The organism is Pseudomonas sp. 3A(2025), from assembly GCF_054589175.1.
In genome coordinates this window covers 57,928-71,896 of the sequence record NZ_BAAILM010000117.1, presented here as the reverse complement: position 1 = coordinate 71,896, position 13,969 = coordinate 57,928, and the positions used below count along the sequence as shown (strand labels likewise).

At 65.7% G+C, this 13,969-nt stretch carries 9 protein-coding genes; all 9 read left to right on the top strand.

Annotated features, from left to right (window positions below):
* The first annotated feature begins 1 nt into the window (after position 1).
* Positions 2-1,297: a DotU family type VI secretion system protein gene (locus ACYP2A_RS32045; protein ID WP_459749956.1), complete on the top strand. Its 1,296-nt coding sequence runs from the start codon at positions 2-4 to the stop codon at positions 1,295-1,297.
* Entirely contained in the window at positions 1,294-4,812 is a 3,519-nt protein-coding gene (gene tssM / locus ACYP2A_RS32040) for a type VI secretion system membrane subunit TssM (protein ID WP_459749955.1), read from the top strand. The genes ACYP2A_RS32045 and tssM overlap by 4 nt, the downstream gene beginning before the upstream one ends.
* A complete protein-coding gene (gene tagF, locus ACYP2A_RS32035; RefSeq protein WP_459749954.1) occupies positions 4,809-5,402 on the top strand; it encodes a type VI secretion system-associated protein TagF in 594 nt (197 codons plus the stop codon). Before tssM ends, tagF begins: the two co-directional genes overlap by 4 nt.
* Positions 5,402-6,118 carry a PP2C family protein-serine/threonine phosphatase gene (locus ACYP2A_RS32030; protein WP_459749953.1) on the top strand — a complete coding sequence of 239 codons (717 nt, stop codon included), beginning with the start codon at positions 5,402-5,404 and terminating at the stop codon, positions 6,116-6,118. Before tagF ends, ACYP2A_RS32030 begins: the two co-directional genes overlap by 1 nt.
* A gap of 8 nt (positions 6,119-6,126) precedes the next feature.
* Positions 6,127-9,204 carry a serine/threonine-protein kinase gene (locus tag ACYP2A_RS32025; protein ID WP_459749952.1) on the top strand — a complete coding sequence of 1,026 codons (3,078 nt, stop codon included), beginning with the start codon at positions 6,127-6,129 and terminating at the stop codon, positions 9,202-9,204.
* Positions 9,204-9,923 carry an ABC transporter ATP-binding protein gene (locus ACYP2A_RS32020; protein ID WP_459749951.1) on the top strand — a complete coding sequence of 240 codons (720 nt, stop codon included), beginning with the start codon at positions 9,204-9,206 and terminating at the stop codon, positions 9,921-9,923. The genes ACYP2A_RS32025 and ACYP2A_RS32020 overlap by 1 nt, the downstream gene beginning before the upstream one ends.
* Positions 9,920-11,119: an ABC transporter permease gene (locus tag ACYP2A_RS32015; protein ID WP_459749950.1), complete on the top strand. Its 1,200-nt coding sequence runs from the start codon at positions 9,920-9,922 to the stop codon at positions 11,117-11,119. The genes ACYP2A_RS32020 and ACYP2A_RS32015 overlap by 4 nt, the downstream gene beginning before the upstream one ends.
* The gene (locus ACYP2A_RS32010) at positions 11,112-12,854 is read left to right on the top strand and encodes a formylglycine-generating enzyme family protein (RefSeq protein ID WP_459749949.1); all 1,743 of its coding nucleotides are present in this window, start codon (positions 11,112-11,114) and stop codon (positions 12,852-12,854) included. Before ACYP2A_RS32015 ends, ACYP2A_RS32010 begins: the two co-directional genes overlap by 8 nt.
* An 82-nt stretch (positions 12,855-12,936) precedes the next feature.
* Positions 12,937-13,887: a type VI secretion system-associated lipoprotein TagQ gene (gene tagQ / locus ACYP2A_RS32005; protein ID WP_459749948.1), complete on the top strand. Its 951-nt coding sequence runs from the start codon at positions 12,937-12,939 to the stop codon at positions 13,885-13,887.
* The last annotated feature ends 82 nt before the right edge of the window (positions 13,888-13,969 follow it).

Genomic DNA, 13,969 nt, shown 5'->3' with positions numbered 1-13,969 from the left:
CATGCACCCCACTGACGATCGCACCCAGTTCATGCCGCGTCCGGGCGGCCGCCCGGCGAGCAGCGGTGAAGCGGCCCCGCCGCCCGCGCGCGCGCCCGAGCCACAAGGCCCGGCACTGGCGCCCGGCCAGGCGCAAGGCCTCAATCCGCTGGAAGCAGCGGCGGGTCCGTTGCTGGCGCTGTTGACGCGCTTGCGCAACACCATCGCCCACCCGGCGCCGGCCAGCCTGCGCGCGCAGTTGCTGGCGCAGTTGCGCCAGTTCGAAGAGCGCGCCGAGGCCGCCGGTGTGGTGCGCAACGATGTGTTGCTGGCCCGCTACGTGTTGTGCACCGCGCTGGATGAGGCGGTGATGAGCACGCCGTGGGGCAGCAGCAGCGAGTGGACCCAGCAGAGCCTGCTGATCACCGTCCACAACGAGGCCTGGGGCGGCGAAAAGTGCTTTCAGTTGCTGGAGCATTGCCTGCAAACCCCGCGCGAGCGCTTGTATCTGCTCGAACTGTTGTACCTGTGCATGAGCCTGGGTTTCGAAGGCCGCTACCGGGTGATGAACAACGGCCGCAGCCAGCTCGATGCCCTGCGCGAGCGCACCAGCGCGGCGATTCGCAGTGCCCGTGGCGAGCGTGAACAAGCGCTGTCGCCGCGCTGGCGCGGCCTGACCCTGGCCCGCGACCGGCTGGCGCAGTTCATGCCGCCGTGGGTCGGCGTGGCGATTGGCGTGGCGCTGTTACTGTTGTTGCTGCTGATCCTGCGCATGCAACTGGCGGCGCAGGCGGAGCCGGTGTTCAAACGTATTCATGCGCTGGGCGAGATTCCGGTGCAGGCCATCGACCGCCCTGTCGTGCAGCCAAAAATCGTCGAGCGTCCGCGCCTGGCGGGTTTTCTGGCCGACGAGATTCGCGCCGGCAAGGTCGCGGTGGAAGACGCGGTGGACCGTTCGGTGGTGACCATTCGTGGCGACGAACTGTTCGCCTCCGGCAGCGCCACCATCGTCGATGCCTACCAGCCGCTGATGCTGCGCATCGCCGAAGCGCTGGGCAAGGTCAAGGGCGAGGTGCGCATCACCGGCCATAGCGACAACCGGCCCATCGCCACGCTGCGCTTTCCGTCCAACTGGGCCTTGTCCCAGGCGCGTGCCCAGGAAGTGCTGCAAATCCTCGCGGCGCGCACCGGCCAGCCGCAGCGCTTTACCGCCGAAGGGCGCAGCGACACCGAGCCGCTGGCGCCCAACACCACCAGCGAAGGGCGGGCGAAGAATCGCCGGGTTGAAATCACGGTATTGGCGGAGGGCGTCGAGTGAAGGCGTTTTTGCAGTTTGTAATCCGCTGGGTGATTCCGGTGCTGGGCCTGATCGCTCTGAGCCTGATCGTCTGGTTCATTGGCCCGCTGCTCGACGCACTGGTGCCCGAAGGCCGGCGCTGGCTGCTGATCGGCCTGTTGTGGGCGGCGTGGATCGGCTGGCGGGTGTTTCGCATCGTTCAGGCCCGGCGTCAGGCGGCGCGGGTCATCGACAGCCTGGCCGCCGAAACCCCGCCGGACGCCGCCAGTGTCGCCACCGCCGAAGAGCTGGCGACCCTGCGCCAGCGCATGGACGAGGCGCTGGCCCTGCTGAAAAAAGCCCGTCTGGGCGGCGATCAGCGGCGCAACCTGTATGAGCTGCCGTGGTACGTGATCATCGGCCCGCCGGGTTCCGGCAAGACCACCGCACTGGTCAACTCGGGCCTGGATTTTCCGCTGGCCGCGCAAATGGGCAGCGGCGCGATTCGCGGCGTGGGCGGCACGCGCAACTGCGACTGGTGGTTCACCGATCAGGCCGTGCTGCTCGACACCGCCGGGCGCTACACCACCCAGGACAGCCATGCGCAGGTCGACAAGGCCGCCTGGCTGGGCTTCCTCGATTTGCTCAAGACCCAGCGCCCGCGCCGGCCCATCGATGGCGCGTTTATCGCCATCAGCCTGTCGGACCTGCTGCTGGGCAGCGAAGAAGACCGCGTCGCGCATGCCGTGGCGATTCGCAGCCGGATTCAGGAACTGCATGACCAGTTGGGCGTGCGCTTTCCGATCTACCTGATGCTCACCAAGCTCGACCTGCTGCCGGGCTTCATGGAGTTTTTCGACGCGCTGAGCAAGGATGAACGCGCCCAAGTGTGGGGCACCACCTTCGATCTGGACGACGGCACCAGCGCCACCGGCCCGTTGCAGGATTTCCCCGCCGAGTTCGCGGCGCTGGAGCAGCGCCTTAATGAGCGGCTGGTCGAGCGTTTGCAGCAAGAGCGCGACCCGGCACGCCGCGATCTGATTTACGGTTTTGCCCAGCAGTTCGCCGCGCAGCGCCAGGTGCTGCAAGGCTTTCTGGAAGGCGTGTTCAAGCCCAATCCGTATGAAGCCCGGCCGCTGCTGCGCGGGGTGTATTTCACCAGCGGCACCCAGGAAGGCAGCCCCATCGACCGCCTGATCGGGGTCATGGCGCAAAGCATGAGCCTGGACCGCCAGCACCTGGCGCGGCAGAACGGTACCGGGCGCAGCTACTTCATCGAAAAACTGTTCACCGGCGTGGCCTTTGCCGAACAGGGCCTGATGAGCGCCGACCCCAAGGTCGAACGCCGCCGGCGCTGGATCGCCCGTGGCGTGCTGGCGGCCACCGTGGCGGTGGTGCTGACCGTGGCCGGTTTGTGGTGGGTCAGCTACCGCGCCAACCAGGACTACATCGCCCAGGTCGATGGCAAGGTCGCGCCACTCGGCCCGCAGGTACAAAACCTCAGCCCGGCGCAGCGCGATGTGCTGGCGGTGTTGCCGCTGCTCAATGCCACCCGCCATCTGGCCGGCGATGCACCGGACTGGTCCGAAGGGTTGGGCCTGTACCAGGGCGACATGCTCGAAGCCGAATCGGGCAGCGTGTACCGCAAGCTGCTGATCGCGGTGTTTGCGCCGCGACTGGTCAGCCGTATCGAAGAGCAACTGCGCTCCGGCGGTTCGTCGGACTATCTCTACGAAGGCCTCAAGGCTTATCTTATGCTCGCCGATCAGGAGCACTACGACGCCGACTTCATCAAGGCCTGGGTCACGCTCGACTGGGAGCGCAGCCTGCCGCGTGACCTGCCGGCGCAGCAGCGTCAGGCACTCAATGAGCACTTGCAGGCGCTGTTCGAGCGGCATCCGCCCAAGGCGCGGCTCGACCAACCCTTGATCGACGACCTGCGCCGCCAGTTGCAGCAGCTGCCGGTGGCGCAGCGCGTCTATGACCGGGTCAAGCGCCAGAAGCTGCCCGACGGCGTGCCGGACTTTCGCCTTAACGAAGCCGCCGGCCGCGATGCTGCGCTGGTGTTCAGCCGCAAGAGCGGCAAGCCTTTGGGCGAGCCGTTGAGCGGCCTGTTCACCGCCAAGGGTTACCGCGATGGTTTTTTGCGCAACAGCCTGAGCCAGGCCGGCACCCTGGCTGAAGAGCAGTGGGTACTGGGCGGCGCACAAGGCGGTGTGGCCGGTGCAGCCATGGATGTGGCGGCGCTGGCTGGCGAAGTGCGGCGTTTGTACTTTCAGGATTTCGTCCGTGAGTGGGACGCCTTGCTCGCCGACATCGACTTTGTGCCGATCACCAGCGTGGCCCAGGCCGCCGACGTATTGCGGGTGATTTCCGGTCCCGATTCGCCGTTGAAAAAGCTGCTGGTCGAGGTGGCGAAACAGACCGACCTGCAGGCCGAAGATCGCCTGCTCGGTGCCCAGGGCAAAAAGGCCGAAGACGGTGTCGACCAGCTCAAGCAACGCCTCGGTTCGTTGCTCGGTCAGGAGCAGCAGAACGCGGCGGCACAGGCGCCAGTAAGCACTGAAGATCCGGTCAGCGCGCATTTTGCCGAGCTGCGCCGGCTGGTCGGCAGCGGCGATAACCAGCCGGCCGGTATCGACGGCCTGTTGGCTGATATGAACGCGCTGTATGTGCAGGTCAGCGCGATGGTTGGCGCCAGTGGCGATGCGTTGCTGGGCGAGGCCAAGAACCAGACCACGGCCGCCGCCAACCGCGTCAACCTCAGTGCCGAACGTCAGCCGGCGCTGGTGCGCGGACTGGTCAAGTCAGTGGTCAACTCGACCACCAACACCATGATGGGCGGCGTGCGTAACCAGCTCAACGCGGCCTGGACCAGCGAGGTGCTGAACGTGTATCGCCAGTCGCTGAGCGGTCGCTACCCGATGTCGCCCGGCAGCGCCCGTGACGCGACGCTGGACGATTTCGGCCTGTTCTTCGGTGTCGGCGGGGTGATGGACAACTATTTCCGCAAATACCTGCAACCCTATGTCGACACCTCACGCAACCCGTGGAGCTGGCAGCCGGGCGCGGCGCAGAAGCTGGGCATCAACAGCGGCGTGTTGCAAACCTTCCAGCGAGCCAGTGCGATTCGCGATGCGTTTTTCCGTGCCGGCGGCACCCAGCCGGTGGTGCGTTTCGAACTCAAGCCGGTGGCCATGGACGCCTCGATCAGCCAGTTTCTGCTTGATCTGGACGGCCAGCAGATCAGCTACGACCACGGCCCCAGCCGCCCGGTCGCGATGCAATGGCCCAACCCCGGCAGCATCGGGGTGGTGCGCCTGTCGATCAGCCCGCCAGCGCCCAGCGGCCGCTCCGGCGTAACGCTGGACGGCCCGTGGGCGTGGTTTCGCCTGCTGGAGCAGTCGGACCTTTCCGGCGGCAACGGGCCGGACCGCTTTAACCTGCGCCTGCGCGTCGACGGCGCCAGCATCGCCTACGAGCTGCGCGCCAACAGCGCCTTCAACCCTTTCAAAAGCCGTGTCCTGAGCGGTTTCAGCCTGCCGGAGCGGTTATGACCTACGCCGGGTTTTACGGAAAACTGGCCAGCCGTGGCGACTTCGTCAGCCGCGACTTGCCGCCCTCGTTCATTCAGCCCTGGGACCAGTGGCTGGCGGCGGGCCTGAATGCCAGCCAGCAACAACTGGGCAACGACTGGCTGCCAGCGTACCTGGTCAGCCCGCTGTGGCGCTTTGCGCTGGCTCCCGGTGTGTGCGGGCCGCAGGCGGTGGTCGGCGTATTGATGCCGAGCATCGACCGGGTCGGGCGCTACTTTCCGCTGACCGTGGCCCTGCCCCTTGAGGCTGCGCAGGGCGTCGGTCCCTGGCTGGAAGTCGAAGACTGGTTCGAACAGGCTGAGGCGCTGATGCTCGACAGCCTGGAGGCGGATGCCCGTTTCGAGGCGTTTGAAGTCGGCCTGCAAAGCCTGCCTTTGCCTGAGTTCGAGGCGGTGCCTGAACAGGATTACGCCGGTGCCAGCCTGTGGTGGGGCCGTGGCAATGAACACATCGCGCCAGGCCTGCGACGCTTCGTCGGCTTGCCGGCCGCCGCCGATTTTGCCCGTGCGCTGCTGGGTTTCGAAGGCCTTGGCCATGAGGGGCAGGGCTGATGTCATTGACTTACCAGGCGGCCAGCTACAGCCACACCGGCATGGTCCGCTCGTTGAACGAAGACGCTTGCCTGGCACTGTCCGAGCGCGGCTTGTGGGTGGTGGCCGACGGCATGGGCGGCCACGCGGCCGGCGACTATGTCAGCAGCCTGATCGTCGACGCCTTGCGTGGCGTGCCGCCGCTGGCCGCGCTGACAGCCTATGGCGATGCCCTGGCGCTGCGCCTGCAAGATATCAACGCCGAGGTACGCGAAGAAACCGTGCGCCGTGGCGTGCAGGTCATGGGCAGCACCGTGGTGGTGCTGGCGGTGCGTGAGGACCAGGGCGAATGCCTCTGGGCCGGCGACAGCCGCTTGTATCGCCTGCGTGACGGTGTGCTGCAAAGCCTGTCCAGCGACCACAGCTACGTGCAGGAACTGATCGACAACGGCCTGCTCAACGAAGCCCAGGCACGGGTTCATCCGCGCGCCAATATCGTCACCCGCGCCATCGGCGTCGAAGACCGTTTGAGCTTGTCGCGGGTGACGGTGCAGATCCTGCCCGGCGACACGTTTCTGCTGTGCAGCGATGGCCTCAACAAGACCGCCGAGGACCACGAGATTCGCGGCGTGCTCAGTCATCCAAACCCTTATGAAGTGGTCCGCAGCCTGGTGCATCTGGGCTTGACCCGCGGCGCACCGGACAACATCACCGCCATCGTCGTCAAGGCCAGTTGAGAGCCGTTATGGACATGCAGATTCCTGGATTCGACATCGACGGCGAGATTGGCGAAGGCGCCATGGCCACGGTGTACCTCGCCACCCAGCGCTCGCTGGAGCGCAAGGTCGCGCTCAAGGTCATGGCCGCCAGCCTCGCCGACGACCCGAGCTTCTGCGAGCGCTTTTTGCGTGAAGGCCGCACCCTGGCGCGGCTGTCGCACCCGCACATCGCGACCATTCACGACATCGGCAATGTCGGCCCGCTGTACTACATGGCCATGGAATACCTGCCCAGCGGCACGCTCAAGGAGCGCATCGGCGCCGGGCTGGCCGCCGAATACGGGCTGGTGTACATCCGCCAGATCGCCGCTGCGCTGGGCTATGCCCACGCCCAAGGGCTGGTGCACCGCGATGTGAAACCGGCCAACATTCTGTTTCGCGCCGACGGCACGGCGGTGCTGTCGGACTTCGGCATCGCCAAGTCGCTGGACGACCGCACCCAGTTCACCCAGGCCGGCTTTGCGGTCGGCACGCCGAGCTACATGAGCCCGGAGCAAGCGCGTGGCCAGGACATCGACGGCCGTGCCGACCTGTATGCGCTAGGCGTGGTGCTCTACGAAATCCTCGCCGGGCGCCTGCCGTACAGCGGCCCCGATGCGTTGTCCACGGCACTGGCGCACCTGACCGAGCCGCTGCCGGAACTGCCGCTGCAGCATGATCGCTACCAAGGGATTCTTAGCCGTCTGCTGGCCAAGGACCCGGCCGAGCGCTTCGCCAATGCCCAGGCCTTGGTCGCGGCGCTGGATGAGCTGGAACTGGCCGACACGCCACGCGACAGCGAGCGCACGCAGTTCCGGCCGTTGCCCGATCCGCAGCCGGTAAAAGCTGTTCAGGCGCCCGGCGACGATCTGGCCGGTATGACGCCGGTGTCCATCGAGATTCCGAGCAGCCCGCCGCCAGCGGCCAGGCCTGTGCCGAGCCTGGACAAGCCCCAGCCAAGGCCTCAGCCGCAACCTCAACCGGCACCGCCCAAGCGTTCGGGCAAGACCCTGCTGGCGGTGGCGATTGCCGCCGCGCTGGGCCTCGGTATCGGCGGTTACCTGTGGCTGGGCAGCGACAAACCCGAAGAGGTGCCGGCGGTCAGCAAGCCTCAGGATCCGAATGCCGTCACCGCCTCCGATCCACCAACCAATCTGCTGGCAACCGGCACGACAACACCCGCCGCACAACCGCCCAGCGATTCCGGGCGGCCTTTGCTGATGGCCGGCAAGAAAACCCTTTACCAGCGCGTACTGAGCAAGCCCGGCGCGCAGTTGGCGACAGAGCCGGGCAGTGGCGGCGGCCAGGCGCTGCCAGCGTTCTCGGTGCTGTATGTCTACGAGCGCCGTAAGGCGTCCGGCGGCCAGTGGCTTCGTGTCGGCGCCGGCAGTGACGGGCGCAGCGAAGGCTGGTTGCCGGCGGATCAGGTCAGCGACTGGAAACAGAGCCTGGTGCTCAAGTTCACCGAACGCTCCGGGCGTTCGCCGGTGATGTTCGTGCGCGAGCCGGGCCAGCTGGAAAAACTGATCGGCGACCCGGTGACGGCACGCAAACTGTTGATGCAGGCGCAAAACCAGGGCCAGGACAACAGTCAGGTGCTGGCCCTGGAACCGACCGCCAGCGCGGTGCCGCAAGATCAGTTCTACCTGCTGCCGATCTTCGAGGCCAAAGAGAGCTTCAACGAGGACGGCCAGCCGGTGCAGATGCTCAACGTGGCGTCCATCGACCCCGGCAGCCAGGCCGCGCAAACCGTCGCCAACCCGCCAAAACCACCCGCAGCCGCCAACGAAAAGGCCTTTCGCACCGCCGTGGTATTGGTCGTAGATACCTCGGTGTCGATGCAGCCGTATATCGATCAGGTGCGCGACGTCGTGCATCAATTGCAGGAAAAAATCGCCCAGCGCGGCGAGCTGGACAGCGTCAGTTTTGGTCTGGTCGGCTTTCGTAACAACACCACGAAAACCCCCGGCTTGCAGTACCTGGCCAAGACCCTGGTCAGCCTCGAACAAGGCAGCGACCCACAGCGCTTCATGCAACTGGCGCAGCAGGTCAAGGCCACCTCGGTGTCCAGCCATTCGTTCAACGAGGATGCCTTTGCCGGGATCATGCAGGCGGTTGACGGCATGGACTGGTCAGGCTACGGCGGGCGTCTGATTCTGCTGGTCAGCGACGCCGGCGCGCTGCGCAAGAGCGACCCGCTGAGCAGCACGCAGATGAACGAGGCCGAAGTGCGCCAGGCTGCGCTGGGCAAGCAGATCAAGATTTATGCGCTGCACCTGCGCACCGACGCCGGCAAGAAAAACCACGACACCGCCGAGCAGCAGTATCGCGTGCTGACCGCTGACGCCAACCCGCGCATCGGCGACCTGTATGTGCCGGTGGCCGGCGGCGATGTGGCGCAGTTCGGCCAGCGCGTCGGCGAGATCGGCACGGTGTTCGCCGATCTGGTGCATCAGGTGCGCAGCAACCAGCCGCAGGCCGTGCCATTGCTGGCTAATGCGCCGAGCCTGGGCGAAAAGTCGGCGGCAATCGGTTATGCCATGCACATGGATTTTCTCGGGCGTAAATCGGCCAGCCAGGCGCCGCAACTGGTCAACGCCTGGGCCGCCGACCGCGACCTGACCAACCCTGCGCTGCCGGCGTTTCAGGTCTGCGTGATGCTGACCAAACTGCAACTCAACGACTTGCAGCAATCGCTGAAACTGATCGTCGATGCGGCGCGCAAGACCCAGACCTCGCCCAAGGATTTCTTCCAGGAAATCGCCAGCGCCAGCGCCTACATGAGCCGCGACCCGCAAGCCCTGCGTTCGGGCGGCAACCTGGCCAGCGGCGGGGTGCTGGGCGAATACCTCGAAGGCCTGCCGTACCGCAGCAAGTCGCTGAACATGACCCAGGACTTGTGGTTGTCGCTGAGCGTCGCCGAGCAGGAAGACTTTATCGACGAGCTGGAATCGAAGATCCGTCTGTACGAGACCTTCCACAACGACCTGGCCAACTGGGTGCGCTTCGGCGATGCCGAGCCGGGTGATGCGCTGTACCGCGTGCCCCTGTCGACACTGCCGTGATGCTCAGTTTGCGAGAGGTGCGCAAGACGCGCGGCGTGGGCAGCCAGCGCTATAGCCTGGTGATCCCGCGTCTTGAGCTGCAACGCGGCCAGCAGTGTGCACTGGTCGGTCCCAGCGGCTGCGGCAAGAGTACCTTGCTCGACCTGCTGGCGCTGGTGCTGGCACCGGACCATGCGCAGCGCTTCGATTTTTCGACGTCGCAGGGCGAGTTCGACATTGGCGGGCTGTGGCGTGAAGACCGGCAAAACCAGCTGGCCGCGCTGCGCAGCCGGCACCTGGGCTATGTGCTGCAAACCGGCGGGCTGCTGGGGTTTCTCGATGTGCGCGGCAATATCGAGCTGTCGCGGCGCCTGCTGGGCTTGAGCAACGATGGCAGCGTCGAGCACCTCGCCGAGCAACTGGAAATCGGTGACCAGTTGCGCAAGAAACCCAATGCCTTGTCAGTCGGTCAGCGCCAGCGCGTCAGTTGCGCCCGCGCCCTGGCGCACAATCCACAACTGCTGCTGGCCGACGAACCCACCGCTGCGCTGGACCCGCTGAACGCCGGGCGGGTCATGCAGCTGTTGCTCAAGCAGGCGATCAAACAGAGCGCCTGTTGCGTGATCGCCACCCATGACGAGGGCCTGGCGCGGCAGGCGGGCTTGAGCGTGCTGCGCATCGAATGCCAGCGCGACGCCGACGGCGGTGTGACCGCCACTCTCGGGGAGTTGCGCGCATGAGCGTGGGGCTGGTGGCGAGCCTGGCCTGGCAGGATTACCGCGCTGACTCACGCTTGTCGGCGTGCAGCGTGTTGGCGCTGGTGGCGGTGCTCGCACCGTTGCTGGTGCTGTTCGGCCTCAAGTTCGGCCTGATCGGCAGCCTGACCGAACGCCTGGAACAGGACCCGGCAGTGCGCGAAATCATCCCGTTGGGCGGCGGGCGTTTCAGCAGCGATGCGATTGCCGCGCTGGGCCAGCGCCCGGACGTGATGTTTGTGGTGCCGCGCACCCGGCAGATCGCGGCGACGGCCGATTTGAACGTGAACGGCCAAACGTCGTTGAACGTCGAAATGATCCCCACCGCCCACGGCGATCCGCTGCTGGGCGACCTCGCCGCGCCCGATGGCCTGCACGACGTGCTGCTGAGCAAGACCGCCGCCGAAAAGCTTCAGGCCAAGGCCGGTGACTGGCTGGAATCGGCATTTACCCGCCAGGTCGCCGGACGTGTCGAGTCGCGCCGCGTGCGGGTTCAGGTGCGTGCGGTATTGCCGCTGCAAGCATTTCAACGTGATGCACTGTTCGCCGATCTGACCCTGCTGCAAGCCGCCGAAGACTACCGCGACGGCCGTGCGGTGCCGGCGCTGGACTGGCCCGGTGACGCACGGCCCGAAGCTGCGCAGCGCATTTATCCGGCGTTTCGCCTGTACGCCCGCAACCTCAACGATGTCGAAACCCTGCGCCGTCATTTTGCCGACACCGGCCTGCTGGTCTCGACCCAGGCGCAGGCCATTGCCCAGGTGCAGTCGCTGAGCCGCAACCTGTCGATCGTGTTCTGGATCATTGCCGCCCTGGCCATGGGCGGCGCCTGTGCGGCCATCGTGGCCGGCACCCTGGCGGCCATCGAGCGCAAGCGCCGCGAGCTGTCGGTGCTGCGCCTGCTGGGTTTCGGCACCGGCGCGCTGTTGGGCTTCGTGGTGCTGCAAGCGCTGTACAGCGGTGTGATGGCGTCCGCAATTGGCGCAACTTTGTATGCAATTGCGGAGCTGGGGCTGAACCGTTTATTCGTTCAGGGGTCTGGCCAATATGCCAGTCAGCTATTACCGCGCCATTACCTCGTGGCCCTGGTCGCTGTGCTCGGGGTCAGCGCCTTCGCGGCGCTGCTCGGCGGCTGGCGCGTGTCACGGATCGAAGCTTCGGAAGGAATCAGAGATGTTTGAGTTGCGCAGGGGCTTACAAGCTGCCCTACAGGCGCTGACGGTCGCGGCGTTGTGCCTGACCGCGCTGGGCGCGCAGGCTGAAGAGGCCGCCAATAAACTGGACAACCCCAAGCCATTACCCGACGACGTCAGCCTGCCGCTGCCGTGTGGCGGCGAGATGGTCATGCGCTACGTGTATATCCTCGCCGAGGGCAGCCTGGACGACCGCGAGATCAGTCTCGGCTACCCGTTCAGCGAGGGCGAGGCGGGCTACAAGCAGTCGTTCATTTCCGGCTACCGGCGCGACTTCATCAACGGCCAGTTCACCTTGCAGGACTTGTCGCCCGACTGGCGCAAGAGCATCGGCCCGATGCTGCCCAAGGCCGAGGCCGGCACACCGCTCAAGCCGATGATGTACTTCATTGGCAAATACGAAGTCACCCAGCGCCAGTACGCGCAGGTCATGGCCCAGGCGCAGTCACTGGCCAGCGGCGATCCGGCGCCGGCCTGCGAGCCTGTCGAAGGCATGGCCGGGCGCCTGCCGCAGGTCAAGCTGTCGCGCTTCGAGGCCGAGCGTTTTGCGGCGGTGTACAGCGCCTGGCTGATGAAAAACCACCGTGATCTGTTGCCGGTCAGCGGTCGTGGCAAAGACGTCGACGACGGCGGTATCGGTTTTGTGCGCCTGCCCACCGAAGTGGAGTGGGAGTTCGCCGCCCGTGGCGCCCAGGCGGTCAGCCGCCAGGACATGGAAGGGCGCTTGTTCCCGCGCCGTCAGGAAGGCCAGGAAGGCGATGGCCCGCTGGCCGACTGGGCGGTGTTCAACCAGGTCGCCGGCGGCACCGGCCAGGCCGCACGGCTGATGCCCATCGGCACCAGACTGCCCAACCCGATCGGCATGTTCGATGTGATCGGCAACGCCGCCGAAATGGTTCAGGAGTCGTTCCAGCTGGTGCATGCCGGTCGCCGCCAGGGCACCTATGGCGGCTTCGTCGCCAAGGGCGGCAACTACCTGGAAGGCGAGGGCACGTTGTTCACCGGCATGCGCCGCGAATACCCGTTGTTCGCCGCCGACGGCACCGAGCAGCGCAACGAAACCACCGGTTTTCGCGTGGCGCTGGGCGCCTTGTCGGCCCCGCGCTCGCGCTACAAGGAACTGTTCGAGCAATGGCAGAAGGACGGCCGTCTGGCCTCGCTGACCGACGACATCGACGCGGTCAACGACCCGACCCAGCGCCTCGACACCTTGATCGGCACCACCGCCGACCCGCGCCTGCAGGCAGAACTGGGGCTGGTCAACGAAGAGCTGAAACGCAACGTGGCACTGATCGCGCTGCAACGCGAAGAAGCCGCCGGCAACCTGATCCAGTCCGCCGCACTGGTGGCCGAGACCATCAATAACTACAACATCCGTTTGACCAATATGCAGAAAAGCCAGAAGCAGGCCAGCGATGCCAAGGATGAGGCCAGCGCCGCGATGTTCGGCGCCGCGATCAGCAATGGCCGCAGTGCGCTCGATGGCGCCGTGGCGATCTACATCGACAACCTGGCCAACGGCACGCGCTACACCGATGCGGTGATTCAGGCGCAGTTTCAGCGGGTCAAGGAAGAACTCAATCGCAAGCCGGTGATCGGCAAGAGCCTGGTCAACCGCGCCACCCTGTTCGTGCGTCATGTCGGCGAGTACCGCAAGAACAAGCGCGCCGACCCGGAAGTGATCCTCAAGCAATTGCTCGCATCGGTCAGCACCCGTGACTGACCGAAGCCTGTATGTAACGCAAAAACCTGGACGGCATGGGGCCGTACCGGGCTGGTTAAAACCTCAAGAAGAGAACGCAGTCATGTCTTTTTCCCGCAACCCCCTCGCAAGCTTCGTCAAAAGCCGCACCCTGTTGATGGCCACTGCCGGTTTCAGCGCTGTTCTGTTGACCGGTTGCGCCAGCTCGCCGGTGTCCAAGGTCGGCGCGACCACCAAGGTCGAGTACTACCCAAGCTGCTACGAGCCGGTACAACACCTGCGCAAGACCGATTCGGACATGACCACCTCGGTCGTCAGCGGTGCCGCCATCGGCGCGGTGGGCGGTGCGCTGGCCGGCGCCCTGACTGGCAACTCGGAAAAACGTGGCCGTAATGCCGCCATCGGCGCGGCCGGCGGTGCACTGGTCGGCGGCGCCGCCGGTTATTACACCGAGCGCCAGAAGCAGATCGCCGATGACAATCAGCGCATCGCCTCTTATGCCACCGACATCAGCAAAAGCGCAGCCGACATCGACCGCAGCACCGCTTATGCCCAGGCTTCGCAATCCTGCTACCAGCGCGAGTTCGCCAGCCTGGTTGCCGGTCGCAAGTCCAACAGCATCGACGCCGTCGAAGGCCGCAAGCGCCTGGCCGAAATCGTCGCTGGCCTGAAAGAGTCCAACGACCTGATCGTGGCCGTGAATGGCCGCGCCAGCGAAGACCTGAACAACTACACCCAGGCGTACGAGGCGGACCTGCAACAGGTTGGCGTCAAGCGTAACGACGTAGTGGTCGTGGCCACCGCCGACCAGCCGAACCTGGTGACAACCTCGACGCAGTCGGGCAAGAAGCCGCCGAAGAACCCGCCAAAGGTCAACCGCGGCAAGCTGCCTGACGTGCCGAAAGAAGCCGTCGGCACCGAGCAATCCCTGCAACAGGCCAAGATCAAGCAAGACAAGAGCAAGGCGGTTGCCGCCGCCGGTCAAAGCGACGTCGACCGCATGTGCAAAAGCCCTGACGTAGGCGACTGGGCACCGGTGCCTTGCCCTGCCTGAGTACGTTAATGACACGCCCGCCGATCTGAATGATCGGCGCGGCCCCGCACGGGGCGCCTGTTTGTATTGTTTCAAGGAAGAC